The following is a 24,211-nucleotide window of genomic DNA, read 5'->3' on the forward strand; positions in this document are numbered from 1 at the left end:
GGCCTGGCGGCGACGCCGCGCCGCCGGCGGATCCCCCGGGGGGGGGGCGGCGCCGCCCCCCCCCCCGGCGGGGGGGGGGCCCCCCCCCCGCCCCCCCGGGGGGCCCCCCCGGGGCCCCCCCCCCGCCAGGACGGGGGAGCGGACCAGCAGTTCCCCGCGCCGCTGCCTGCGCCTGCTGCGGGAGCGGTGGATCTCGCGGGTCAGCATCGCGGCCGTCCACAGCCCGCCGCTCGCCAGTACGATCGCGAGCGCGGCGGACCAGGTCCTGTGGCCGTCCAGCGCGTAGGCGCGCACGACGCCCTGCGGCGCGCTCGCGAAGACCTGCCCCCTGACGGACGCCCAGGTGGCGGCGGCGCTGAAGACCATCGAGAGCGCGAAGCTCAGCAGGACCGCGGCGACGACGCACTGCCAGACCCACAGCGCCACCACCGGCTCGCGCTCCCGCCAGTCGGTCCGCGCCAGCAGTCGCGGCGCCACGACGGCGGCGAGCGCCCCGAGCAGCACCAGCGCCAGCGAGACCATCATGGCCCCAGCCTATGAGGGCCGCGCCGCCGCGGATAAGGGCACGGACGGCAAGTGACGCAGGACACGTCCGCCGTCCCGCGTCCGGCGCGGCGCGGCAACTCCCGCGTCACGCAAGGGAGTCCCCGCTCCCGGGCCGGCGCGTCACAGCGTGAGGAGCATGGCCAGCATCGCGGTTCCCATGGACAGGCGGCACGCGAGCGCCAGCTCGGGCCGGTCGGCCCAGCGCTCCCCGGCCCCCGGGGGAGCCGTCCCGCAGGGGAGAGGCGCCGCACCGCCGGGGGCGCCCGGGCCTCCCGCTCCCGTGCCGGCGGCCACCGGCATCAGCCTGGCTCCCGCCCACAGCACGTAGCCGGCGAAGTAGAGCAGCAGCAGCCCCGTGACCAACGGCGATCCGACCGTCGCGCCCGCCATGCCCGCCATGCCGCTCATTCCGGCACGGCCCGCAGGGACAGCCGCCATCGCCCACGCCATGTAGGCCATGGCCGCCATGCCGAGCAGGTGGTGCAGGTGGTGGCCGGGGCGCCCCCGGCTCAGCGCCAGCGTCCCGCAGGCCGCGACCGCACCCGCGCCGAACACCGCCGCGTATGCCGTCCAGACCCAGCCGGGCGGCGCGAGGACCGCCGCCGGTACCGCCATCGCCGCCATGCCGAACCCCATCAGGGCCTCCCCGCGCGCGGACACGCGCCGCGCGGGCGTCGCGCTGCGGGCGCGGAGCACGCAGTACGCCCCGGAGGCCGCGCACAGCGCGACCAGCAGCCAGCTCACCAACAGCGGCGCGTGCACCCCGGCCGAGCCTCCCTCGACATGTCTGCGGTCCTGGCGGACGTTCCAGGGAGAGCTGCCCTTCCGGAGCGGCGCGCACACGCGCACACCGAAACCTCAAGGGGCGTGCCGGACGGCGCGCCCACCCCGCTCGTCCCATTCCGTAACAAACGGAAATCGTCAAAGAATTAGGCTGACAGGGCCCTGAATTCCTCTGCCGATTCCGCTCGTTCCGCGTCTTGTGCCGGGCTCCGTGCCCGACTACGTTGCACGGGCGTCCCCTTGGGAGCCGGGTTGCCGCCTGAAAATCCCCCCACTCCTATGGATATTCGCATTCACTGGCAGAATTCGACCGGAGGAACGCATCGGTGAGTATTTCAAGACGGCACGTCATCGCGTCCGCGCTGGGTGCGAGCGCGGCCCTCGGCCTCGGCGCCGCGCAGCAGGCCGCCGCGGCGGCCACCGCTCCGGACGCCGGGGCGGTCCCCGCCGCCTCGGGCCCCGGCGACGTGGTCGGGAAAGTCTCCGTCGGGTATCAGGGGTGGTTCGCCTGCATCGGCGACGGAGCCCCGATCAACAGCTGGTGGCACTACAGCCAGAACGGGTCCCAGGCGCCGTCGCCCAGCAATACGACCATCAAGTCGTGGCCCGACGTGAGTGAATTCAGCAACACCTATCAGACCGCCTACGCGAACCTCAATGGCGGGCAGCCCGCGAAGCTTTTCTCGTCATGGGACCAGCGGACCGTCGACACGCACTTCCTGTGGATGCAGCAGAACGGCATCGACACGGCCGCCCTCCAGCGGTTCAACCCCAACAGCCCCGAGGGGCCCACGCGTGACGGAATGGCCCAGAAGGTCCGCCAGTCCGCCGAGGCCAAGGGCCGGAAGTTCTACATCATGTACGACGTGAGCGGCTGGACCGCCATGCAGTCCGAGATCAAGACGGACTGGACGAACAAGATGAAGGCGCACACGGCGTCGTCCGCGTACGCCCACCAGAACGGCAAGCCGGTCGTCTGTGTCTGGGGCTTCGGCTTCAACGACGCCAACCACGACTTCAGCGCCGACGCCTGCCTCGATGTCATCAACTGGTTCAAGGGCCAGGGCTGTTACGTCATCGGCGGCGTCCCCACCCACTGGCGCACCAACTCCGACGACTCGCGGGCCGGGTTCTCGGGCGTATACCACGCCCTCGACATGATCTCCCCCTGGATGGTCGGCAGGATCGGCACCATCGCGGACGTCGACAACTTCTACGCCAACGTCCAGACGCAGGACCTCGCCGACTGCCAGGCCAACGGCGTCGACTACCAGCCCTGCGTCCTGCCCGGCGACCTCCAGGAACGCCAGCGCGCCCACGGCGACTTCATGTGGCGGCAGTTCTACAACATGTGCCGCCTCGGCGCCCAGGGCATCTACATCTCCATGTACGACGAGTTCAACGAGGGCAACCAGATCGCCAAGACCGCCGCCAACGCGGCCGGGGTACCGTCGGGTTCCGGCATCTACGCGCTCGACGAGGACGGCACGTCCTGCTCGTCCGACTACTACCTGCGCCTCACCGGCGACGGCGGACGCATGCTCAAGAAGCAGATCGGCCTGACCGCGACGCGGCCCACCCCGCCGACCGCCTGACGCCCCGCGCACGACGCACGGGCCCGGCCGGCGCCGGCCGGGCCCGCGCCCCCCCCCCTACGCCTCCGGGCGGGCGGGGGGCGCGAAGCCCGCGCTCTCAGGTCCCGCGCCCCACACGGACGGGCCGCCCGCTCAGCCGTACGGCGTCGCGCTCCGCACCGTGCGCCCCTGGCGCCCCCGCAGCCTCGGCGTGAACGTCGCATGGAAGATCGTCGACGCCGCGCCCACCGCCGCGGCCTCCGCACTCAGCACCGACGGCTCCACCTCGACCCGGCGCAGCCGCCTCGCCGTCGGGAACGCGTTGACCGCCCTGCCGATCTCCTGCAGGTAGAAGTCCGCCACATCCTCCGTGTAGAACGGCCCGCCGAGCACGATCAGATCGATGTCCAGCAGGTCCACCAGGCCCAGCGCACCGCGTCCCACCGCCCGTGCCACCTCCCGCACCGCCGCCTGCGCCGCCGCGTCACCCGCCGCGGCGGCCCGGCCCACGGCCAGGTACGCGGCCGTCGAGCCCCCGCCGGGCGGCGCGGGCCGCATCCCGCCGTGCGCCGCCAGGTCCGGCACCGACACCGGGGGATTGCACTCGGGCAGCAGCTCCGGCCTGCCGTCCGCACCGACCCGGCCCAGCGCGATCGCGCAGAGCTGGCCGAACTCCCCGGCGTTCGCGCTGACTCCGCGGTACAGGTCGCCGTTGAGGTAGAGGCCGGTGCCCACGCCCGTACCGAGATAGAGGTACGCGAAGTCGCGGGCCCTGCGGTCCCTGCCGATCCACCGCTCTCCCGCCGCGGCGGCCGTCGAGTCCTTCTCCATCAGGACCGGGCAGGGGAAGTGGTCCTTGAGGAGGTACAGCAGCGGCAGGTCGTCCCATGCCGACATCAGCGGCGGGCCGAGCACCGTGCCCGAGGCGATGTCCACGGGGCCGGGGACGGCCACCCCGATGCCGAGGAACCCGTCAGGCCGCACCCGTCCGCGGGCCTGCGCCAGCGTCTCGCGCCCCAGCGAGGCCACCCGCTCCACGAACGCGGCCGGCTCGATGTCGGCGGTCACCGGCCGCGTACGGGTGCAGACGATCGCGCCGTCCAGATCGATGACGACCGCCGTCAGCACCTCCGGGTCGATGTGGATGCCCAGCGCGTGCGCCGCCGTACCGGACAGCCTGACCGGCGTACGGGGCTTGCCGGAGGTGGCCCGCCGCTGGGCGTCCTCGATGAGGATGCCCCGGTCCAGCAGCGAGCGCGCGATACGCGACACCGACTGCTGGGTGAGGCCGGTGCGGTGCGCGATCTCGCCGCGGGTGATGGTGCCCGACAGCCGTACGGTCTCGATCACGACGCACTCGTTGAAGGAACCCAGGTCGATCTGGTTGACCCCGCTCCACGACTGGCTCCGCGACGCGTCCCCGGCGCGCCCCGCGCCCAGATGCCCGGCCACGCTCTCCCGCAGCCAGCGCACCGCGGGGCGCCCCCGGCCCGGCGCGCCCGGCGGGTCCTGCGCGTCCGCGCCCTCCGTCCGGGCCCGTGCGTAGCGCTCCAGCGCGGTCGCCAGGTCGAGGTACACGCGGCGCGACGACTCGGGGTGGCTGGTCGAGTCGAGCGCGATCATCGCCCGCAGGAAGCTGCGGTGTCCCGCGCGTGCGGGCATGCCGTGCAGGCTCACACGGCCCGTGTCGGCGGCAGTCGCGGAGGCGAGCGGGCGCGCCGGGGCGGAGCCGTCCGGACCGCCCCCGCCGTCCGCGGTGTGCCAGAGCGTCACCGCGTGGAGGGCGAGGTCGGGGTGGCGCCGGCGCGCCTCCGCCAGATACGCCGTCAGCTCCCCGTCCGCGTCCGCCGCCCCGCCGGGACCGTCCGGGCCGCCGTCCCCCGCGCCGCCGGACGCTCCGTCACCGGGGAGCGGTGCCGCTGTCGCGAGGGCCGCGTCCAGGGCGCTGTCCAGCCGCGCCAGGACGTCCGCACCGATCACCGAACCGGCGGCCGCCGGCGAAGCGGGCGCTCTTCTGGTGCCGACCAGCAGTACTCCGCGCCGTACGTCCACGTACAGGCCCATCACCCAGACGTCCCCGGCCGGCAGCGGCGGCCGGGTCGGCACGCAGGGCGCGGACGACTCGTCGGGGCCCAGCCGCCAGCGCCGCCGCACCCCCGCCACCGTCGCGTGCGAGAGGCCGAGGTCGCGGGCGAGCGCGCGGGAGGCGCCGCTGCCGCCGGGCGCAAGCAGTGATCTGGTGATGATCTCCGCCTCGTCGACGGTCGCGGGCCGCCCGGTGCGCGGCCGGTGTGCGAGCCCCTCGATCCCGGCGCTCGTCCAGCGCTGCCGCCAGGCGCCCACCGTCTGCCGCGACACACCGAGGCGCCGCGAGATCTCGGCGTCCCGCAGCCCGTCGGCCGCCAGCAGGATCACCCGCGCCCGGATCGCCAGCGGACCGCCGGTCTCGGCCCAGTCGCGCAGCACCGCCCGGTGCTCTGACGGCAGGAGCTCGGATCTGGCACCGCCGACGCGCGGCTCAGGCATCGCCCGTCCCCGTCCCGCCGTTCCCCGCCCGGTCGTTCTCCGCCCGGCGCTGTCCCGCTGGCTCGTCGGCACGTACCAGCCGCAGGGTGCGGATCTCGAAGGGCCGCAGAGACAGCTCCACCGCGTTCTCCCGCAGGGGCAGTTCACCGCACGGCCGCTCCAGCAGGTCCGTGACCTCCGCGCGCGCCACAGGGAAGGCCGCCGTGAGCGTCGTACGGGCCCGGCCGCCGCGTGCCTCGTAAAGGCGTACGACGACATCACCGCGACGGTCGTCGGCCAGCTTCACCGCCTCCACCACCACGTCCTCGCCGCTCACCGCCACCAGCGGCGGCCACCCGGGGTCGGGGCCCGGCCGCAGCGGCAGGTTCACCGCGTATCCCTCGCCCAGCGCGTCGGCGACCGAGGCGCCCGGCCGTACCGTGTGGCGGAAGCGCTGCGGCCCCCGGTCCGCGTGCGGGTCGGGCGTACGGGCCGACCGCAGCAGTGTCAGGCGCACCGTCGTGGTGGTGCCGCCGTCCCCCCGGGTGCGGCACGACGCGTCGTACCCGTAGCCGCAGTCGCCCGCGAACGCGACACCCCAGTCGTGCTCCCCGGCGTGCAGCCAGCGGTGCGCCCACCGCTCCACGCCGGCCCCCGGTGCGGCGCCCGCCGGGCGGGTGGGGTGGGCGGTGTGCCCGAACTGGATCTCACCCGTGGTGTGTTGTGCGCGCACGTCCAGCTCCCATCCGCAAGTGAGCACCGTGTCCCGCTCGCGCCAGTCCGCCTCCGTCTCGACCGTCAGCGCCCGGGCGCCCGCCGCGAGCGACAGCCGCTGCTCGACGGTCGAGGCGCCGGTGGTGTGCACGACCCGCACCGCGGCGAGCAGCGGACCGCGCTCGACGACCTCGACCGGGCCGGCCCGGCCCAGATCACACGGGGGCGCCCCGCACCGGCCGTCCCTCTCATGGGCGCCCCAGCGCGGCGGATCGTCCCGCCACAGCTGGAGCAGGTTCCCCGCGCCGCCCGGCGCGATCGCGTCCCGGCCGCCGGCCGACTCCACCGCGGACCGCACAAGACCCCGGCCGTCCACGGCCACCCGCAGCAGCCCGTTGTCCAGCACCACCGATCCGTCCGGCTCCTCCGCGACGTGGACCAGGGCGGGCTCGTCGAGTGGTGTCACCACCCGGCCTGCGCCGAGGGCGGGGGCCTCGGCGAGCACCGCGATCCGCCCGTCCGAGAGCGTCTGGCCGCCGCCCGAGCGCGCGTGGACCGCCGTGTCCAGCCTCTCGTCGACCACCACGACCTCGCGGCGCGACAGCGGCCCCGCGTTGAACACCGCCGCTCCGGCGACGGCGGGCCGCGCGCCGGGTCCCGCGGTGGCACGGCCGATCAGCCGTTCGAGAGCCCGGTGGACCCGGTCGTGGGCCAGTTCGGCCTCCTCGTGCACCCAGGCGATCGAGGTGCCGCCGAGGACGGGCGCGGACTGGAGCCGCAGGACCTCCCGCCAGAGCGCCTCCAACTCCTCGTACGGGTAGGGGACATGGTCGAACACCGCCGCCGTGGCCGACCACAGCTCGGCTTCGCGCAGCAGGGACTCGGCGCGCCGGTTGCCGCGCTTCGTACGGGCCTGACCGGTGTACGTGCCCGGGTGCGTCCCCGGGAACAGCTCGCCGCGCAGGACGGGGGCGCCCCGGGCGGGGCGTTCCCCGGGCCCGTCGGCGCGGCCGGAGCCGGGTGCGCCGTGACCGGGGGCCGCGGCGCCGTGTGCCTCCTGGGCGCCGCGGGTGTCGCACTCGCCGTACTCCCGCAGGGCGTCCCGAAAGAACCGGGCCGGGTGCTGGAGCACCACTCGCGGTGAGCCCTCCAGATCGGCGAGCCTGCGGGTCCGTTCCAGCATCGAGGGCGTGGGACCGCCGTCGCCGCCGAACGGCGCGAGCGATGCCGTGGTGTCGCCCTTGTCGGCGAACGCGGCCACGGCGGCAGCCAGTTCACCACCGGTGAGTGAGGAGTCCGACCCGTCCACACCCGGTGGCAGCGGCGGCACATGGGTGAACACCCGGGTGCCGTCCAGCCCCTCCCACCAGAAGGTGTGATGCGGAGGCAGGCCGGCCTCCGCACCACCCGGCGGCTGCCGTGCGAGCAGCCACCGCGCCCCCGCGAGCGCCGCGAGCTGCGGAAGCGCCGGGCTGATCCCCGAGGCGCCGCCGAACCACACGCCGTCCGTCTCGGCGCCGAGCTCCTCGCGGCAGAACCGCATGCCGAGCACCAGTTGCCGCGCCAGCGACTCGCCTCCGGGCAGCACCCCGTCGGGCTCCGCCCACATCCCGCCCGCCGGGACCCAGTTGCCGTACGCCACCGCTTTCCTGATCCGCTCGAAGACATGCGGATGGGTGTCCTTCATCCACGCGTGGTGGTGCGGCGCACCGGCCGCCACCACCAGTTCCGGGTACTCCTCCGCGAGCGTGGCCAGACCGCTGAAGTCGCGTGCCGCCTTGCGCACGGACTCGCGGTGCGGCCACAACAGCCCCCGGTTCGGGGCCGGGTGGCCCACCGCGGCGACGGTGTGCGCCGACGCGTACGCCCCGCGGGCCAGCACCGGTGCGAGGAGGCTGCGGGCCACCGCAGCCGTGCCGGGCACGTCCCGCGGGTCGACGGCGTCCACGGCGTCTTCGAGAGCCCGCAGGATCTCGTGCCGGCGCGGGAGTTCGGGGGGCAGCGCCCGCATCAGGCCGTCGAGGACGTCGACATCGTGCAGCAGGTGCCACACGTCCTCGTTCCGCACGACGAGATCGGCGCGCACCAGCCGGTGCAGGGGGTCGTTCCCGACGGTGACGGGGGAGCCGTAGCGGCTGCCCGCGCCGGTCGCCGCGTCGATACGGGGGGTGGCGGCGGCCTCGACCAGCAGCCGCACCCGTTCGCCGCCGCCCGCCGCCGCCGTGACGTTCACCGTGTCCTCGCCCGACCGCAACCCCGTGAGCGGCGTGCCGCGTTCGTCGTGGACGAGGCCCTCGGCGCCGTCGCCCAGGTCGAGGACCGCGTCGACCCGGCGGCCCGCCCAGCGCGCCGGTATCTCGGCTGCGAGGCTGAACCAGGTGGTGGACCAGGGCGCGCCCCACCGGCCGCCCGGCGCGAACGGCGCGTACGAGGCGCGCAGGGCCGTCCCGACCGGCACGGGCTCGCCCGCGATGTGCCAGGCCCCGATGTCCAGGGGGAGCCGTTCGGGACGCAGGGCGTGGCGCAGGCGGTCGGCGAGGAAATGGGAGATCCGTGCCTCCCCCGACGAGATCCGGTCCAGCATGGCGGCCCCTCCTGTCCCAGCTTTTCCGCCATGTAAAACCAAGAGTGTTATCAAGTCAACGTTCTCTCCTGATCCCTTGTTCTGGCAGGTGGAAGCGGCAGGTCAGACGTTTGTCAGGCTAATTGATTTCCATTTCGCGAGGCTTATGGAAAATAAGAGCACTGACATTGTGGGTACGCAGAAACCCGCCGATGCCGACGGCGGTCGGCGCTTCCGCATAAAGACGGCGCTTTCGCGCAAGGGAGTACTGAACGTGATCGGGTGATGTCGGGCTGTTCGCCGGACAGCGTGCTCGTCGCCTCGGTAGTTCTGGTGTCGTGAGATATCCGCAGGGTGGCGGCTTGACCGACGCCGATAGGGCCGTACGGGAGCGGGTCCGGCTTCAGGCCGTGGCTTGCTTCGAGAGTGGGACGAAGAACCGGGAGGGTCGCTGCCGCGTTGCGGGTCTCGGAGCGGTCGGTGGAACGCTGGCGACGCCAGTGGCGCGAGAACGGCCATGCCGGGGTGGCGTCAAAGGGGTCACCAGGTCGACCTCGGCTGTTCGACGCTCAAATGGCCACGCTAGAGCGTGAGTTGGAGTGTGCGCCGCTGGCACACGGGTGGGCCGACCAGCGATGGACCCTGGCTCGGGTGAAGACGATGATCGGCCGACCGTTCCACGTCTCCTAACCTCGTGGAGGGCACGTGGCGTTTGCTTCGGCGCTACGGCTGGTCCTGGCAACAGCCCGCCCGACGCGCGATCGGGCGTGACGACGACGCGGTGGAGCTCTGGAAGCGGGAGGTGTGGCCGCGGGTAAGAGCACCGCGGCGGCGAACGGCGCCTGGGCGGTCTTCGAAGACGAGGCCGGCCAGTCGATGACGCCGCCGCGCGTCAGGACGTGGGGTCACAAGGGCAGCACTCCGGTCATCCGGGTGCGCGGACGGGGGTCGGGCCGTGTGTCGATGGCGGGCATGACCTGCTACAAGTCTGGTGAGCGGTCCCGTCTGATCTAGGCGATCCGCGAGTACAGGGGCCGCAAGGAAGAGCCGAAGGGCTTCGGATGGAAGGACGATCGCGACCTGGTCATCCGTGCCCGTACACAGCTGGGCGGACCGATCGTTCTGGTGTGGGACAACCTGCGCATGCACCTGGTCGCGCCGCTGAGGGAGTTCTTCGGAGCGAGCGCCGAGTGGCTCACCGTGTTCCAGCTACCGACCTAGGCACCAGACCTCAACCCGCAGGAGGCGTCTGGTCCCTGGTCAAACGCGACATTGGTAACCTCGCCGCCGCGGACCTCGGCCAGGTCATCCGCGCTGTGAAGCGCAAGCTCAAGATGGTGCAGTACCAACCGGAGGTGATCGACGGCTGTCTGGCGGGCACGGGCCTGACCATGCGCGAGCCGGTTCCGTAGCGATGTCCGGTTCGTTTGCCGACACTCCGGTCGGTCAGCGGGGCGAAGGGGTCAAGGTCTGGCCCTGCATCTGTCCTATGACTGCCTTGATGTAGGCGTGGGCGACGACTCCAACCGGTGTGCCTCCCCTGGGGTCCAGACCGAGCTTTTCGAGCGTTTCCGTCACCCATCCTGGGCTGACGACGTTCACTCTCAGCCCGCGGGGCAGCTCGATGGCCGCGGCCCGGACGAACGCCTCCAGTCCGGCGTTGACAAGAGCGCCGAACGAGCTGCCCGGGGTGGGCTCCTGAAAGATGCCGCTGGTGAGGGTGATGGATCCTCCGTCCCTCACGTGATCCACCGACCGGCGGAGCAAGGCCACCTGTCCCAGCAGTTTGCCTTTCAGTCCGAGAGTGAACGCGTCGTCCGAAGGTGATGCCAGTGGGGTCAGCTGACCGCTGGCTGCGCAGCAGATGACCGCGTCCACTGTGCCGACGGTGGCGAAAAGGACGTCGAGGGAAGCCGGTATTTCCAGGTCGACCCGTGTGCTGCCGTGGCGTGAAGCCCGTATCACCTCATGCTCGGTACCCAGAACGTCTGCTACCGCACGGCCGATGGTGCCGGTCGCCCCGATCACGAGGATCTTCATGCTGATTCCTTCTGTCCTTGGGCGAGACGGGCTGGAAGGGGGGTTAGCGGGAAGTTGGCCCAGACGTAGGTGTCCATCTGGTGTTGGTCACCGCTGAGGTTGTCCACTCGATCGACCTGGCCGTCGGCGTCGAAGTGCCACACCAGCGCCCATATCGTGTCGACTTGGCCCACGCCTTGGGTCGTCCAGCCGCGGTGGATGTCGACGACGTACTCGCCGTTGCTGCCGACGAATATGGGTTCGGCCTGGAAGCCCGCCTTGCCGAGTTGGTGGAAGAAGCTGACCACTTCGTCGAGTCCGCGCTTGGTGCCCGAGAGCGGGTGGTGGCCCGGGATGGTCCACTCGATGTCCGGACCCAGCACCGCGCTCATCGCTGTGACGTCGTTGGCAGCATAGGCAGAGAAGAAGTGATTGATGGCTTCGATCTTGGGGTCGGGCACAACTTCACTCATCGTCATCTGGTTGCTCCCCGTAGGCTCGGTACCGGGCTGTCCCGATCGCGTGATCAACGCTCTCAGCAGCCCGCCGTAGGCGTCCAATACCTGCTTCCATAACCTGGCGGCATGGACGTCGACACCCGCTTGCTGCGGTACTTCGCCATGGTGGTCGAGGAAGGCAACCTCACGCGGGCCGCTGCACGGCTCTACATCTCTCAGCCCGCGCTGACGAAACAGATACGGCAGCTGGAAGCACAGCTGGGGGTGAAGCTGTTCGTCCGTTCCCGCGCCGGGATGGCCCCTACCGAGGCCGGTGAGGCTCTGGCCACCCATGCCGGCGCCGTGCTGACCGCTTGGGAGAACGCGCTGCGCGTCACCCGGGCCGTAACGACCCGGGCCACACGCACGCTACGGGTCGGTTTCGTGGCCAGCGCCGCCAACGAGTACACGCAGCTGATCATCGCCGACTTCGCCCGACGGCGCCCCGGCTGGCGGGTCCAGATGCGGCAGACCGAATGGACCGACCCCACCGCCGGACTGGCGATCGGCGACGTTGACGTGGCGCTGCTGCGCCTGCCAGTGCCAGCCCAGAGCGGCTTCGACGTCGAGGTGCTGCTGATCGAGCCACGGTGGATAGCTCTGCCTGCGGGGCATTACCTCGCGGGGGAGGACCGGATCCGGTTCCAGGATCTGTACGACGAACCGTTTGTGGCGACTCCTGCCGAGTCGGGGGAGTGGCGCGACTACTGGCTCGCGGCCGACGAGCGCGAGGATCACCCGGTGCGAATCGGCGCGGTCGCGCACCACCCCGATGAATGGCTCAACGCGATCGCCCACGGCCAGGGCATCAGCCTCACCCCCGAGGCGACCGCCCGCTTCTACCAGCGCCCCGACATCGTTTACCGGCCCGTTACGGGCGTCAGCCACAGCCTAATCGGTGTCGCCCGGCCCCATACCCAACGGGACGACGCGGTCGATGCCTTCGTCCTCAGCTGCCGTGCCGTATGCAGAGCCGGCAGCCTCGCGGCCAGCCTGACAATGGACAGCTGACCACGACCAAACCGACATGACTCATTCAAGTTCAGTAGTCACCGCACGCTCCGGCCCCCGGACGCCCGGCGCCCGTCTCCGCGTGCTCGTACGCTCACACCGTCCGCACGGCCTCCGGCCGTTCGCAGGTGCTGCCGACGGGGAGGGCGCGGCCCTCGCCTGCCGCGTCGAGCAGGGTGAGCATCACGTCAAGGACGTGGCGCGCCAGTTCGGCGGACGCGCGGTGCGGACGGCCCGTCGCCAGGGCGTCGGAAAGGTCGGCGAGTCCCGTGCCGCGACCGCCGTCCGGGTAGCCGGCCGAGACCGGCAGCGTCTCCCAGGAGCCGCCCGCGGCGAACAGGTCGACGGCGCCGTCGAAGCCGTTCGGGTCCGGCACGGACAGGGACCCCTCCGTGCCGTGGACCTCGATGCGCGGCAGCCGGGCGGCGTGCACGTCGAAGCTCATCACCAGGGTGGAGAGCGCGCCGTTCGCGTGCTCCAGCACACCGGTGACGTGGGTCTCCACCTCGACAGGGAACGCCGTGCCCGCCCGGGGGCCGCTGCCGACGACGCGCTCCGCGCGCGGACGGGACGAGGCACCGGTCACCCTGACGACCGGGCCCAGCAGATGGACCAGCGCCGACAGGTAGTACGGGCCCATGTCGAGCAGCGGCCCGCCACCCGGCCGGTAGTAGAACTCCGGGTCCGGATGCCAGCGTTCGTGCCCCGCCGTGGTCATGAACGCCGTCGCCGCGACGGGCCTCCCGATGAGCCCGTCGTCCACGGCCCTGCGGGCCGTCTGCGTACCGGTGCCGAGGACCGTGTCGGGCGCGCAGCCCACCCGCAGCCCGGCCGCCCCGGCGGCGCGCAGCATCGCGTCCGCCTCCTCGCGGGTCGCGGCGAGCGGCTTCTCGCCGTAGACGTGCTTGCCCGCGGCGAGCACCGCGGCCGCGACCTCCGCGTGCACGGCCGGGATCGTCAGGTTCAGGACGGCGTCGACGTCGTCCCGTACGACCAGGTCGGCGAGCGAGTCGGCGACGGCGGCACCGGGCACCCGGTCCGCCACCGCCTTGGCGCGGGCGGCGTCCAGGTCGGTGACAGCGGTCAGGACAACGTTGTCCAAGCGCTCCAGCGTGTCGAGATAGGCGCCGCTGATCTTGCCCGCGCCCACCATGCCGATCCTCAGCGGCTCGCCCACAACAGGCCCCTCTCGGTGAGTGTGCGTACCTCGGGTACGTCGAAGTCGTCGGGCTTGTGGCCGATGGTGGACACGAAGACGCGCCCCGCCTCCACCGTCCTGGTCCACACCGCGGGCATGGTGACGGCATGCGGGCGGCGCTCGTCCGGCTCGAACTCGGTGGTCGCGAGCACGTCGATGTCCCCGTCGGTCGCCATCCAGTACTTCTCGGTGTGCACCCGGAAGTCGCTGAGGCCCGAGATGACGGGGTGGTCGGCGCGCTCCTTCACCAGCGTCACCGCGTGGTCCGAGAAGCCGTGCGGGTGCATCAGGAACTGGCCGCCCGTCAGCAGGGTGTACTCGATGTCGCCGCGGAAGGCGTCCACGATCCCGCCGTGCCATCCGGCGAACCCGGTTCCCGCGCGCACGGCCGCGGCCAGTCCCGCGCGCTGCTCCCCGGTGATCTCGCCCATCGTCCAGCACTGGACGACCAGATCGGTCGCGGCGAGCCTCGCGGCGTCCTCGTAGACGGCGAGGGTGTCGGAGATCTCGACCTCGTAGCCGTTGTCGCGGAGGAAGGGCAGGAACAGGTCGGTGATCACCACCGGCTCGTGTCCCTCCCAGCCGCCACGGACGACCAGGGCACGTTTCGGTTCGGTGGTCATGCGCGTTGCACGCTCCCATCGGTGTTGCGCAACAGAGCCCAGCGGTCGTGCTGGAGCGGTTCGGGTACGGGGTACCGGGCGGCGGCCGCCTCGTCGAAGTCCACGCCGTGCCCCGGTGTCTCACGGGGCGAGAGCCCGCCCGCGGAGGCGGTGATCGTACCGGGGAAGACCTCGTGGACGGCGGGCTTGAAGACGGCGGCCTCCTGCACGCCGAAGGCGTGCGAGCTGATGTCCATGGCGAGAGTGGCCGCCTGGGCCACCGGGCTGACGTCGGCCGGCCCGTGCGGGGCGAGCCGGACACCGCGCAGTTCGCAGTACACGGCGAGCTTGCGAGCCGGGGTCAGACCGCCGAGGGTGGGCACCCGGATGCGCGCGAAGTCGATCGCGGGTCCCTCGGCGCCGTCGAGGAGCGGCAGGAACTGGGCGATGTCGTGGAAGAGTTCGCCGACCGCCAGGGACACGGGGGAGGTCTTGCGCAGCGCGGCGAAATGGCCCGCGTCCTCGGGCGCCAGCAGGTCCTCCACGAAGTACAGGCCCGCGCCCTCGACCCTGCGCAGGAACTCCCGTGCCTGCCGTGGGTCGAGCCGCTCGTGTACGTCGTGCAGCAACTCGACCTCGTCGCCGACCCGTTCGCGCACCGCGGTGAGCACCGGCGGGACGGTGCGCAGATAGGCGGCGGAGTTCCACGGGACGGCGCGTCTGCGGGCGGCCGCGGGGTCGTTCGCGCCGCCGCCCGCCGCGCCGTAGGTGTCGGCACCGGGCACGGCGGCCTGGATGCGGACGTGCCGGTAGCCGCGTTCGGCCGCGGCGGTCACCTTGTCGGCGATCTCCGCCGCGTCCGCGCCGTCGACATGCGTGTAGGCCTCGGCGTAGCGCCGGACCCGGCCGCCGAAGAGCTGGTGGAGCGGGACTCCGAGGCGCTTGGCCTTGAGGTCCCACAGGGCGACGTCGACGCCGCCCAGTGCGTTGCCGGTGACGGAACCGCCGCGCCAGTAGGCGCTGTTGAGCATGAGACGGTGGATGTCCTCGATGTCGTCGGGGTCGCGCCCGACGAGCATCGGCGCGAGGTAGTCGTCGAGGACGGAGCGCACCGCGAGCGTGCGCTGCGGGTCGCTGGCACAGCCCAGGCCGTAGAGGCCCGGATCGTTGGTCTCGACGCGGACGATGAGGTGGGGACAGCCGTGCGGGGCCGTCAGGAAGGTACGTACGGCCGTGATGCGGACCTTGGCGCCGCGCTCCTCGGCCCAGGGAGCGGGCGCGAGGACCTCGGGGCAGGCATCAGGCTGAGTCATGCACACTCCAGCGCGTACAGGTAAACGGATGATGTGCTGCTACTTGAACGTATGGAGGTGAGGATTAATTTGTCAATGACCTTACCGAATAGGCTGGTGCGTGTCTGCCCCGCGGCAACGGCCGGCGGGGGTGCGCGCACTGTTCGCGCCGCGGAGACCGCTCGGGCTGCTGGGGCCGCGAGCCGCGCGAAGCTGCCGGGCTGCCGGGGTCGCGCGGAGCGCCGGGGTCGCGCTGACCGTGGGGAGGCCGCCGGGTTGCTTGGGGCGCCGGTGGCGCCGGGGCGCGCGGACCGCCCAAACGGCTCGGGCCGCCGCGAGGTTGCCGACGTCGCTCACACGACCGGGACTGCCGGGGTCGCTCGAGCCGTAAGAGGCCGCCAGGACCGCCTACGCCGCGCGGACCGCCGAAACGGCTCGGGCCGCCGGGGTCGCTCGGGCCGCCGCGAGGTTGCCGGCGTCGCTCGAACCCCCGTGCCCGGCGCGGTCAGTGCTGCCCGATGCGCTTGAGCAGGGTGCGCAGCGAGTGCGCGGCCTCGGTGACGAGTTGGGTGATTTCGCGCGCGCGGGCGTCGTCCATGCGGCTCCTGGGCGCGGAGCAGCTGATCGCGTCGTCCGCACCGTGCCCGCTGCCGAGCGCGACCGCGACGCACCGGATGTCGGCGGAGTTCTCCCCGTCGTCCATGGCCCAGCCGCGCAGTCTGGCCTCGGCGAGCTGTTCCAGCAGCTGGTCGGGGTCGGTGACGGTGTCGGGCGTGAGCCGCTCCAGTGGCCAGTCGAGCCGCATGCGCACCTCGGCCGCGTCGTACTGGGAGAGCATCGCCTTGCCGAGGGCCGTGGCGTGCGCCGGCAGCCTGCGGCCGACCGCCGAGTACATCCGCAGGGCGTGCCGCGACTCCCGTTTCGCCAGGTAGACGACGTCCGTTCCGTCGAGCCTGCCGAGGTGCACCGACTCGCCCGTCTCCTCCGCGAGCGCGTCGAGCACGGGTCCCGCGAGCCCCGTGACGTCGTCGCTCTCCAGATACGCGGTGCCCGTGAGCAGGGCCTTGAGGCCGAGGCTGTAGCGGGTGCCCGACTGGTCCAGGTCCACCCAGCGGTGCGCCTGCATCGTGCGCAGGATCGCGTGCAGGCTGCTCTTGGGCACGGACAGGGCCGACGCCATCTCGGCGAGCGACAGCTTCGCCCCTTCCGCGCCGAGGAGTTCGAGCACCTTCAGGACCCGGGCGGCCGACTTGACCTCCTCGGGACCCCGTTCCCGCGCTGCTGCTGCCACCGATTCCACGGCACCTCCGCATCCCCGCGACCGGCGCCCCTCGGCGATCCGGTTCCGCCCGATTCTCCACTTCGTCTTGACGCTATATCACCACGACCATAAGTTCAGTCACTCCAACACCATTCGGCCTTCTGAACGCCGAACCCATGACCGATGGCGATGTTCATCGTCATCGACGGCTGAACCTGAGGTAGGGGCGATGCGCATCCCATTTTCACGGAATGTCCGGCTCGCGGCGATCGCCGGGGCGACCGCGCTGTCACTGACCACCCTGTCCGCCTGCGGCGCCGGCAGCTCCGGCTCCGGCGGGAGCGGCTCCAAGACCCTGGAGATGTGGACCTTCAAGCAGTCGCACGTGGCCGCGCTGCGCAACGCCGCCAAGGCGTTCAAGAAGCAGACCGGCATCACGGTCAACGTGGACGCGTACACGCCGGACGACGCCTTCAGCACCAAGGTGCAGAGCTCGGCCAAGTCCGGCGGCCTGCCCGATGTTCTGGAGACCCACTCGGACGGCGACGACCGCGTCTTCGGTGCGGCGGGCATCACGAACGACATCGAGGACCAGTACAAGGGCGACTGGCTGGACTCGATCCAGCCCGCCGTGCGGAACTCGGGACGCGTCACCGACCCCGTCTACAAGACCGCCCAGAACCCCGAGTCGAAGGACCACGGGATCAAGAAGGGCGCCCGCTACAGCGTCCCGCTGACCGTCGGCACGTTCGGCATCGTCTTCGCCAACAAGCGGATGCTCGCCGCCGCGGGCATCACCAGGCCGCCCGCCACCTGGGAGGAGTGGATCGCCGACCTGAAGGCCACCACAGGGAAGAACCCCAGGACCGGCGGGCTCTCCCTCGGACTCCAGGTGGCGGCGACCGGTCTGACCTGGCTGCTCCAGCCCATGGCCTTCGCCGACCTCGGCAAGCAGGGCTACATGGACCTGTTCCTCAAGGACAAGTCCAAGGACTTCAGCTCCCCGAACGGCATCAAGGTGCTGGACAAGTACAACGAGCTGACCCCGTACTGGATGCCGGGCACCCAGACCCTCACCATCGACCAGGGCGACCAGGCGCTCGCCCAGGGCAAGTCGGCCTTCGACGTCGGAGGAACGTTCACCCTCGCCTTCCTGGAGCAGAACGGGATGAAGGACGACAACATCATGGCCTTCCCGCTGCCCGAGCCGAAGGACGCCAAGGTCAAGGACATGGCGCTCGGTCCCATCGCGCTCACCAGCATGAGCGTCACCTCCACCAGCAAGCAGCCGGACAACGCCCTCAAGTGGATGCGGTTCCTCTCCGGGCCGAAGGTCGCCGCCCAGTTCGCCAAGGACTCCAACGACCTGCCCGCGGCCCAGCTCGGCGCGGAGTCCGCGAGCGTCCTCGGCCCGACGCTCACCGCGCTGCAGAACAGCTTCAAGGGCACCCCGGAGACGACGTACGACCCGAACAACGGCGGTGTCGACTTCCGCGCGCCGGGCTACGAGCAGGACGACGCCGGCGCCGCGCTCGCCGACCTGACGCCCCTCAAGCGCACATCGGTGAAGGCGACCGCGGACCGGCTGAGCCAGATCAACCAGTCGGCCTGGTCCAAGGCCGCGGCGGCGCAGAAGTGACCACCGCATCGCACCGGGCACCGACCGGTGCGGCGGGCGCGGCCCCCCCCCCGCCCCCGGCCGGGGACGGGGCCCCCGACCGCGGGCCCCGGCGCCGCCAGAAGGTCTACGAGGCGCTGACCGGCTACGCGTTCATCGCCCCCGCCGTCGTCCTGTTCTGCGTCATGGGCCTGTACACCGTCGGGTACGGCTTCCTCCTGTCGTTCGCCACCTGGAACGGCTTCGCGCCCCACTGGACCTGGTACGGCCTGGGCAACTACGCCGACCTGCTCTGGCGCGACCCCGTGTACGCGCCCCGGGTCCACCACGCGGCACTCAACACCCTCTGGGTGATGATCTTCACCCCGCTGCTGACGGTCCTGGTGTCCTTCCCCCTGGCCATCCTGCTCAACCAGGCCAAGCGCCTGCAGGGAATCCTGCGCTCCGTGTACTTCCTGCCCTATGTGACCAGCGGGGTCGCGATCGCCTTCGCCTGGCAGTACATCCTCCAGCCGGACGGCGCGGTCAACTTCCTGCTCAAGTCCCTCGGGCTCGGGTCGCTCAGCCAGCCCCAGGGCTGGCTCGGCAACCCGACGACCGCGCTGCCCACCATGATCGTGGTGACGGTGTGGGGCGCGGTCCCGGTCTCCATGCTGCTCTATCTGACCGGTCTCCAGGGCATCGACCGCAGCCTCCTGGAGGCCGCCCAGCTCGACGGCGCCGGCTGGTGGCGGACCACCACCGCCGTGATCTGGCCGCTGGTCCGCCCGATCACCGCGATCATCGTGCTGCTCGGGCTGCGCGAGTCGCTCCAGGGCTTCCAGTCCTTCCTGGTGATGACCAACGGAGGACCCGGCGACCACACCAACGTCCTCGGCCTGGAGGCCTACCGGCTCGCGTTCCTCAAGGACCTCGCGCCCACCCTCGGCCTGTCCAGCGCACTCGGGTGGCTGCTGTTCGCCGTCGCCCTGATCCTGGCCCTGATCAACCTGCGAGCGCTCCGGAGCACGTCATGACAACGCTGACCCTCGGCAGGGCACCCTCCACGGCCTCCGCACCGCCCGGCGCCGGGGCCGCGCGCACCCGCAAGATCGTCGCCAGGACCGTCGTCGGAGTACTCCTCACGCTGTACGGGCTCGTCAGCGTGTACCCGTTCCTGTGGATGATCTCCGCCGCCTTCAAGAACAGCGTGGAGGTCACCCGGGGCGGCCACCTGATCCCGCAGCACCCCACGCTGGACACGCTCATCGACACCTGGAACAAGCTGCACTTCTTCGACTTCTTCCTCAACAGCGTGCTGGTCACGCTCTATACGGTCGTCCTCACCGTGGTGATCTACGCGGCGGCCGGCTACGCCTTCGCCGTGCTGCGCTTCCCGCTGCGGGGCTTCTTCCAGAAGCTGTTCGTATCACTGCTGTTCGTACCCGGCATCACGGTGATGCTGCCCATCGTGGTGCTGGAGAACAAGCTCGGCATCCTCGGCACCCATCTCGGGCTCCTCCTGCCGTTCGTCAACGGCGGGGCCCCGCTGTCCATCCTGCTGATGACGGGTGCCTTCCGCTCCGTGCCGCACGAGCTGCGGGACTCCGCGCGCGTGGACGGCGCGGGCGAGCTGCGCATCTTCGCCCGGGTCTATCTGCCGCTGGCGCAGCCCGCGTTGATCACGGTGGCACTGCTGACCGCGATCCCGACCTGGAACGAGTTCCTGCTGACCCGCGTCTCGCTGTCGGACAAGTCGACCTTCACCCTGCCGCTCGGCCTCCAGACCCTGTCGTCGGAGAATGTGCCCCACTACAACAACCTGATGGCAGGTGCACTGATCGTGGTGATCCCGGTGATCGTCCTCTTCCTCTGTCTCCAGCGGTACTTCGTGGGCGGCCTCGTCGGGGCGGTGAAGGGCTGATGCGCGTCCTGGTCACCGGAGCCGCGGGCCACATCGGCGGCCACGTGCTCGACGAACTCCTTGCCGCGGGGCACGCGGTGGTCGCGACGGATCTCGTACCCGTCGAGGACCCACGCCTCGAGCGCGTGCACACCGGCGACCTCCAGGACGCGGAGCTCGTCGCCGAGGCCATGGAAGGCGTCTCGGCGGTCGTACACCTGGGCGCCATTCCGCACCCCAACCTGCCCGACGCCAGTGCGCTGTTCGCCGCCAACTGCCTCACCGCGCACCGGGTGCTGGACGAGGCGGGCCGCACCGGCGTGCGCCGGGTGGTCGCCGCCTCCAGCCTGTCCGCGCTCGGACTCGCCTGGGCGCCCACCCCGCAGTCCCCGCGCTACGTACCGCTCGACGAGGAGCATCCCGTCGCCGCGCAGGACCCCTACGGCCTGTCGAAGGCCGTGCTGGAGGAGATCGCGCGCGCCACCCACCGGCGCTACGGCACCGACGTGGTGTGCATGCGCCTCCCGTTCGTGGGGGCGGGTGAACGCCTCGCCGAACACCTCACCGAGGTGGCGGCCGACCCCGGTGGCCGCAACCCCGGCGAGCTGTGGGGCTGGCTGGACACCAGGGACGCGGCGGAAGCCATGCGCCGGGCCCTCGATGCGGATCTCCACGGCTGCCACGTCATCAATGTCGCCGCGGCGGACACCGCGTCCCCCGTGCCCACCGCGGAGCTGCTGGCGCGCTACCACCCCGGTGTGCCGGCCTTCGCCGAACTGCCGGGACACACCGGGCTGTTCGACGTCGGCGCATGCGCCGAGCTGCTCGGCTTCGTACCGTGGCGCGGCTGGCGCGAGCCGTAGGTGGCGCCAGGTGCGGGGTGCGGCAGTGCGTGGCCGGGCGCGGGGGCGTAACCGCCGGGAGCCGCCCGGTCACCCACGGCGGGGCGTTAGGCTCGTACGTCGCGCCGTATCCCCCGCAGGAAGGACCACCACCCCATGGACCCGCAGACCGGCCCGCTCACCTACCGCGACGCCACCCCGGCCGACGTGGACACCCTGGTGGGCCTGGTCCAGTCCGCCTACCGCGGCGACGCGAGCAGGGGCGGCTGGACGACCGAGGCGGACCTCCTCCAGGGGCAGCGCACCGACCCGCGCGGGGTGCTCGATGTGATCGAAGCGCCGCACAGCAGGATCGTCGTCGCGGAGCGCGACGGCGCGATCGTCGCCTGCTGCCAGCTGGAGGACCGTGGCGAGGGCGTGGCGTACTTCGGCATGTTCGCGGTGCGCCCCGGCATGCAGGGCGGCGGCCTCGGCCGGCGGATCATCACCGATGTGGAACGTATCGCCCGTGACGAACTGGGCGCGCGCGAGATGCAGTTGACCGTCATCTCGGTACGGGAGGAGCTGATCGCCTGGTACGAGCGGCGCGGCTACCGGCGTACGGGTGTCATGACGCCCTTCCCCTACGGCGACGAGCGGTTCGGCATACCCACCCGAGCCGATCTCCAGTTCGAGCTGCTGGTCAAGCCGCTCGCCGAGGACGCGTCCGTAACGGCCCGCACGAACGCCCCGGCCGGTCCGGCGGCGGCGTCGCAGGCGACGCGCTGACGCGCCGCCCGGGGGCGCGGGCCGCCGGGCGTACGCCACGGCGTACGCGTCGCGGCATGCCGGCGCCTCACGTACCGGCTCCGCGCCCCGGCATGCCGGTGCCTCACCTACCGGCTCCGTGTCTCACGCGTCGGCGCGGGTCGCCTCGCGGATCTCCGGGCGGTCCGTCGTGACCCCGTCCAGCCGGAATGCCCGCGCCAGGCGCAGATGATCCGGTGTGTTGACGACCCAGCCGAGCACCCGCAGCCCCTCGGCGTGCGCGCGCTCCACGACCTCCAGGGTCAGCCGGCGGATGTTGAGCGCCAGGGTCGCCGCTCCGACGGCCTTGGCCCGGTCGACCACGTCCCCGCCCCAGCGGCTCGCGATCAGCACCGTCCGTACACCGGGCACCAGCCGCGCGATCTCGGCGACCGCCTCGTCGTGGAACGACGACACCTCCACCCGCTCCACGAGTGACCGCTCGTGCATGACCGCGGCCAGGGCCCGTGCCGCCGCCGCGTCCTTGATCTCCGCCTGGATCGGCGAGGCGACCGCGTCCAGCACCTCTTCGAAGACGGGCACCCGCTCGCCGCCGCCCGCGTCCAGCTCCTTCAGCTCGGCGAGGGTCAGCTCCGCGATCTGGCCGCTGCCGTCCGTCGTGCGGTCCACAGCCGTGTCGTGCATGACGACCAGCGCGCCGTCCTTGCTCAGGTGCAGGTCGAGTTCGATCGCGTCCATTCCCGCCCGCTCGGCGCGCAGGAACGACCGCAGCGTGTTCTCGGGCTCGACGCCCATCACACCTCGGTGGCCAATGGTGGGGATGGTCACGGCTCTCTCGCTTCCGTCGACGGCGCCCGCGCCCGGCTCCGGCCCGGGCCGCGTGACCGGCAGCCTAACGGGCACACGTTCCACCAGGGACTGTCCCCACCGGGGCTGCGGATGTAAGCCTCCATCCCGCTCGACGCAGCAAAATCCACGGCGATACCGGGGTTGGAGCAGGATAATTTGCGATCCCGGCCTTGTGGTGGAGAACCGTTCACTTATACGGTGTCCTTACGCGAGGTTCTCCCGTGGAGGAAGTGACATGACGGAAATTCTTGTGCCGGGCACCGGCTCGACGGCCATATCCGACGCGGCGAGGGTGGTCGACCACCCGGCGTGGCCCGAACTCAAGAGCGCCGTCGAAGAGATCAGGCCCTGGCAGTCCAAGGACGGCTCCGTCGACTTCGACGCGGAGGGCGCCCCCACCCGCCAGGCCGCGGAGGCGGCCGTCGAGCGGGTCGTCGCCGCCGTCGAGCGGCTCTCGCCGCTCCTGCCGCACGACACCGCCTACCACGAGGCGCTCGTGGCCGACCTGCGCGCGTGGGCCGACAGCGCCTTCGGCGTGCCGGACTTCCTCGACTCGCTGCTGGCCTTCCAGCCCGCCGCGAACCGCGCGGACGGCCTCCAGCACCTCGCCGTCTTCCCGATGTACACGCAGAACGGCAACCCCGACCGCAACCTCGAGGCGGTCGTACTGCGCATGGTGTGGCCCGACTGGCTGGCCGAGCTGGAGCGCACCCGCTACGACAACCCGCTGTTCTGCGGCATCACCTTCGAGGACTTCACCGCCGGATACGACACGAACTCCGCGGTCTTCTTCCCCGAGACGATCGCCGTGCGCGAGGTCCCCGACCGCTTCAGCTGGGGCGGCATCTTCTGCGACCGCGAGGCCGCCCGCTTCCGCCGCGTCTCCGCCGCCGCCGTCGACCTGCTCGGCATCGAGCTGCCGGACGACGTCCGCGCCATGCTCGACGACCAGGAGCGCTGCATGCAGGCGTTCGTGCTGTGGGACATGGTCCACGACCGTACGCACAGCCACGGCGACCTGCCGTTCGACCCCTTCATGATCAAGCAGCGCCAGCCGTTCTGGATGTACGGCCTCGAGGAGCTGCGCTGCGACCTCAACGCGTTCCGCGAGGCCGTCGCGCTGGAGGCGGAGGGGCTCCCGCAGGGCCGCGACGTGCAGATCGCGATGCTCTTCGACCGCCTGTTCCGCTTCCCCGTCACCGGCTCGCGCGTCAAGAACTACGACGGCCTCGGCGGCCAGCTCCTCTTCGCCTACCTGCACCGGCACGACGTCGTGCGCTGGACGGACAACACGCTCCACATCGACTGGGACCGCGCTCCCGAGGTCACCAAGAAGCTCTGCACCGAGATCGAGGACCTGTACCGCGCGGGCATCGACCGCCCCAAACTGGTCCACTGGTTCGCCGCGTACGAGCTGGTCTCCACCTACCTCTCCCCGCACCCCGGCTCCCGCTGGAACAAGGGCCCCGACGCCCTCGACCTGACCCAGCCGCCGCGCAAGCTCGTGGACGAGGTGCTGCCGGACGAGTTCCCCCTCAGCATGTTCTACGAGGCTCTCGCCAAGAAGCTGAAGAACGTGGTGGCGTCCACCAAGGGCATCACCGCCGCTTCGGCCGAGCGGCCGGCGGCCCCCGCGGGCGAGCGGGCCGCCGCGTGAGCGGTGCACCCGGAGCACGGCGCACAACGGCACGGACGGCCACACGCGGGC

19 protein-coding genes and 2 pseudogenes are annotated in these 24,211 nt (G+C 71.8%); 10 read left to right on the plus strand and 11 right to left on the minus strand.

What is annotated here, in order from left to right; genetic code table 11:
* Positions 1-525 (minus strand): annotated as a pseudogene (locus tag LCE31_RS02385) (M56 family peptidase); the annotation flags it as partial.
* A gap of 141 nt (positions 526-666) precedes the next feature.
* Entirely contained in the window at positions 667-1,308 is a 642-nt protein-coding gene (locus LCE31_RS02390; RefSeq protein WP_225012288.1) for a DUF5134 domain-containing protein, read from the minus strand.
* A gap of 347 nt (positions 1,309-1,655) precedes the next feature.
* On the opposite strand from LCE31_RS02390, the gene LCE31_RS02395 reads away from it, so the two are divergent.
* Complete coding sequence (locus LCE31_RS02395) at positions 1,656-2,924, plus strand: glycoside hydrolase family 71/99-like protein (RefSeq protein ID WP_225012248.1); 1,269 nt, start codon at positions 1,656-1,658, stop codon at positions 2,922-2,924.
* A 132-nt stretch (positions 2,925-3,056) separates the two neighbouring features.
* Here LCE31_RS02395 and LCE31_RS02400 read toward each other — a convergent pair whose 3' ends face one another.
* Both LCE31_RS02400 and LCE31_RS02405 read right to left on the minus strand, forming a co-directional pair.
* Positions 3,057-5,429, minus strand: a complete 2,373-nt coding sequence (locus tag LCE31_RS02400; RefSeq protein ID WP_225012249.1) for an ROK family protein — start codon at positions 5,427-5,429, stop codon at positions 3,057-3,059.
* Positions 5,422-8,706 carry an alpha-mannosidase gene (locus LCE31_RS02405; protein WP_225012250.1) on the minus strand — a complete coding sequence of 1,095 codons (3,285 nt, stop codon included), beginning with the start codon at positions 8,704-8,706 and terminating at the stop codon, positions 5,422-5,424. The genes LCE31_RS02400 and LCE31_RS02405 overlap by 8 nt, the downstream gene beginning before the upstream one ends.
* 76 nt (positions 8,707-8,782) lie before the next feature.
* Here LCE31_RS02405 and LCE31_RS02410 point away from each other — a divergent pair, with 76 nt between their 5' ends.
* Together LCE31_RS02410 and LCE31_RS41490 are read left to right on the plus strand one after the other, a co-directional pair.
* On the plus strand, positions 8,783-8,971 hold the full coding sequence (locus LCE31_RS02410) for a hypothetical protein (RefSeq protein ID WP_225012251.1): 189 nt from the start codon (positions 8,783-8,785) through the stop codon (positions 8,969-8,971).
* A gap of 52 nt (positions 8,972-9,023) precedes the next feature.
* Positions 9,024-10,097: pseudogene (locus LCE31_RS41490) on the plus strand (IS630 family transposase).
* Positions 10,098-10,131: 34 nt separating this feature from the next.
* On the opposite strand, the gene LCE31_RS02425 reads toward LCE31_RS41490, so the two are convergent.
* Complete coding sequence (locus LCE31_RS02425) at positions 10,132-10,725, minus strand: short chain dehydrogenase (protein WP_225012252.1); 594 nt, start codon at positions 10,723-10,725, stop codon at positions 10,132-10,134.
* Positions 10,722-11,183, minus strand: a complete 462-nt coding sequence (locus tag LCE31_RS02430; RefSeq protein WP_225012253.1) for a nuclear transport factor 2 family protein — start codon at positions 11,181-11,183, stop codon at positions 10,722-10,724. The genes LCE31_RS02425 and LCE31_RS02430 overlap by 4 nt, the downstream gene beginning before the upstream one ends.
* 105 nt (positions 11,184-11,288) lie before the next feature.
* Between LCE31_RS02430 and LCE31_RS02435 the strand changes: the two genes are divergently transcribed.
* The gene (locus tag LCE31_RS02435; protein WP_225012254.1) at positions 11,289-12,212 is read left to right on the plus strand and encodes a LysR family transcriptional regulator; all 924 of its coding nucleotides are present in this window, start codon (positions 11,289-11,291) and stop codon (positions 12,210-12,212) included.
* A 94-nt stretch (positions 12,213-12,306) separates the two neighbouring features.
* Here LCE31_RS02435 and LCE31_RS02440 read toward each other — a convergent pair whose 3' ends face one another.
* The 4 genes from LCE31_RS02440 to LCE31_RS40740 form a co-directional block, all read right to left on the minus strand.
* Positions 12,307-13,389 (minus strand): Gfo/Idh/MocA family protein, encoded by a 1,083-nt coding sequence (locus LCE31_RS02440; RefSeq protein ID WP_225012255.1) that lies wholly within the window; start codon positions 13,387-13,389, stop codon positions 12,307-12,309.
* Positions 13,374-14,033, minus strand: a complete 660-nt coding sequence (locus tag LCE31_RS02445; RefSeq protein WP_225012256.1) for a ThuA domain-containing protein — start codon at positions 14,031-14,033, stop codon at positions 13,374-13,376. The genes LCE31_RS02440 and LCE31_RS02445 overlap by 16 nt, the downstream gene beginning before the upstream one ends.
* Positions 14,030-15,325, minus strand: a complete 1,296-nt coding sequence (locus tag LCE31_RS02450; protein WP_225012257.1) for an enolase C-terminal domain-like protein — start codon at positions 15,323-15,325, stop codon at positions 14,030-14,032. Before LCE31_RS02450 ends, LCE31_RS02445 begins: the two co-directional genes overlap by 4 nt.
* Positions 15,326-15,809: 484 nt before the next feature.
* Positions 15,810-16,595, minus strand: a complete 786-nt coding sequence (locus LCE31_RS40740) for an IclR family transcriptional regulator (RefSeq protein WP_225012258.1) — start codon at positions 16,593-16,595, stop codon at positions 15,810-15,812.
* Positions 16,596-16,794: 199 nt separating this feature from the next.
* Here LCE31_RS40740 and LCE31_RS02460 point away from each other — a divergent pair, with 199 nt between their 5' ends.
* The 5 genes from LCE31_RS02460 (at position 16,795) to LCE31_RS02480 (ending at position 21,675) form a co-directional block, all read left to right on the plus strand.
* Positions 16,795-18,204 (plus strand): ABC transporter substrate-binding protein, encoded by a 1,410-nt coding sequence (locus LCE31_RS02460; protein WP_225012259.1) that lies wholly within the window; start codon positions 16,795-16,797, stop codon positions 18,202-18,204.
* Positions 18,201-19,199: a carbohydrate ABC transporter permease gene (locus LCE31_RS02465; protein WP_225012260.1), complete on the plus strand. Its 999-nt coding sequence runs from the start codon at positions 18,201-18,203 to the stop codon at positions 19,197-19,199. Before LCE31_RS02460 ends, LCE31_RS02465 begins: the two co-directional genes overlap by 4 nt.
* Complete coding sequence (locus tag LCE31_RS02470; RefSeq protein ID WP_225012261.1) at positions 19,196-20,086, plus strand: carbohydrate ABC transporter permease; 891 nt, start codon at positions 19,196-19,198, stop codon at positions 20,084-20,086. The genes LCE31_RS02465 and LCE31_RS02470 overlap by 4 nt, the downstream gene beginning before the upstream one ends.
* Positions 20,086-20,928 carry an NAD-dependent epimerase/dehydratase family protein gene (locus LCE31_RS02475; protein WP_225012262.1) on the plus strand — a complete coding sequence of 281 codons (843 nt, stop codon included), beginning with the start codon at positions 20,086-20,088 and terminating at the stop codon, positions 20,926-20,928. Before LCE31_RS02470 ends, LCE31_RS02475 begins: the two co-directional genes overlap by 1 nt.
* A 135-nt stretch (positions 20,929-21,063) precedes the next feature.
* Positions 21,064-21,675 (plus strand): GNAT family N-acetyltransferase, encoded by a 612-nt coding sequence (locus tag LCE31_RS02480; protein ID WP_225012263.1) that lies wholly within the window; start codon positions 21,064-21,066, stop codon positions 21,673-21,675.
* A gap of 123 nt (positions 21,676-21,798) precedes the next feature.
* Here the strand turns inward: LCE31_RS02480 and LCE31_RS02485 are convergent, their stop codons facing one another.
* On the minus strand, positions 21,799-22,449 hold the full coding sequence (locus tag LCE31_RS02485) for a glycerophosphodiester phosphodiesterase (protein ID WP_225012289.1): 651 nt from the start codon (positions 22,447-22,449) through the stop codon (positions 21,799-21,801).
* Positions 22,450-22,738: 289 nt separating this feature from the next.
* Between LCE31_RS02485 and LCE31_RS02490 the strand changes: the two genes are divergently transcribed.
* Positions 22,739-24,160, plus strand: coding sequence for a DUF6421 family protein (locus LCE31_RS02490; RefSeq protein WP_225012264.1), 1,422 nt, complete (start codon positions 22,739-22,741; stop codon positions 24,158-24,160).
* Positions 24,161-24,211: the final 51 nt, after the last annotated feature.

The sequence above is a fragment of the Streptomyces sp. 8L genome, from assembly GCF_020176795.1.
Lineage (GTDB): Bacteria > Actinomycetota > Actinomycetes > Streptomycetales > Streptomycetaceae > Streptomyces.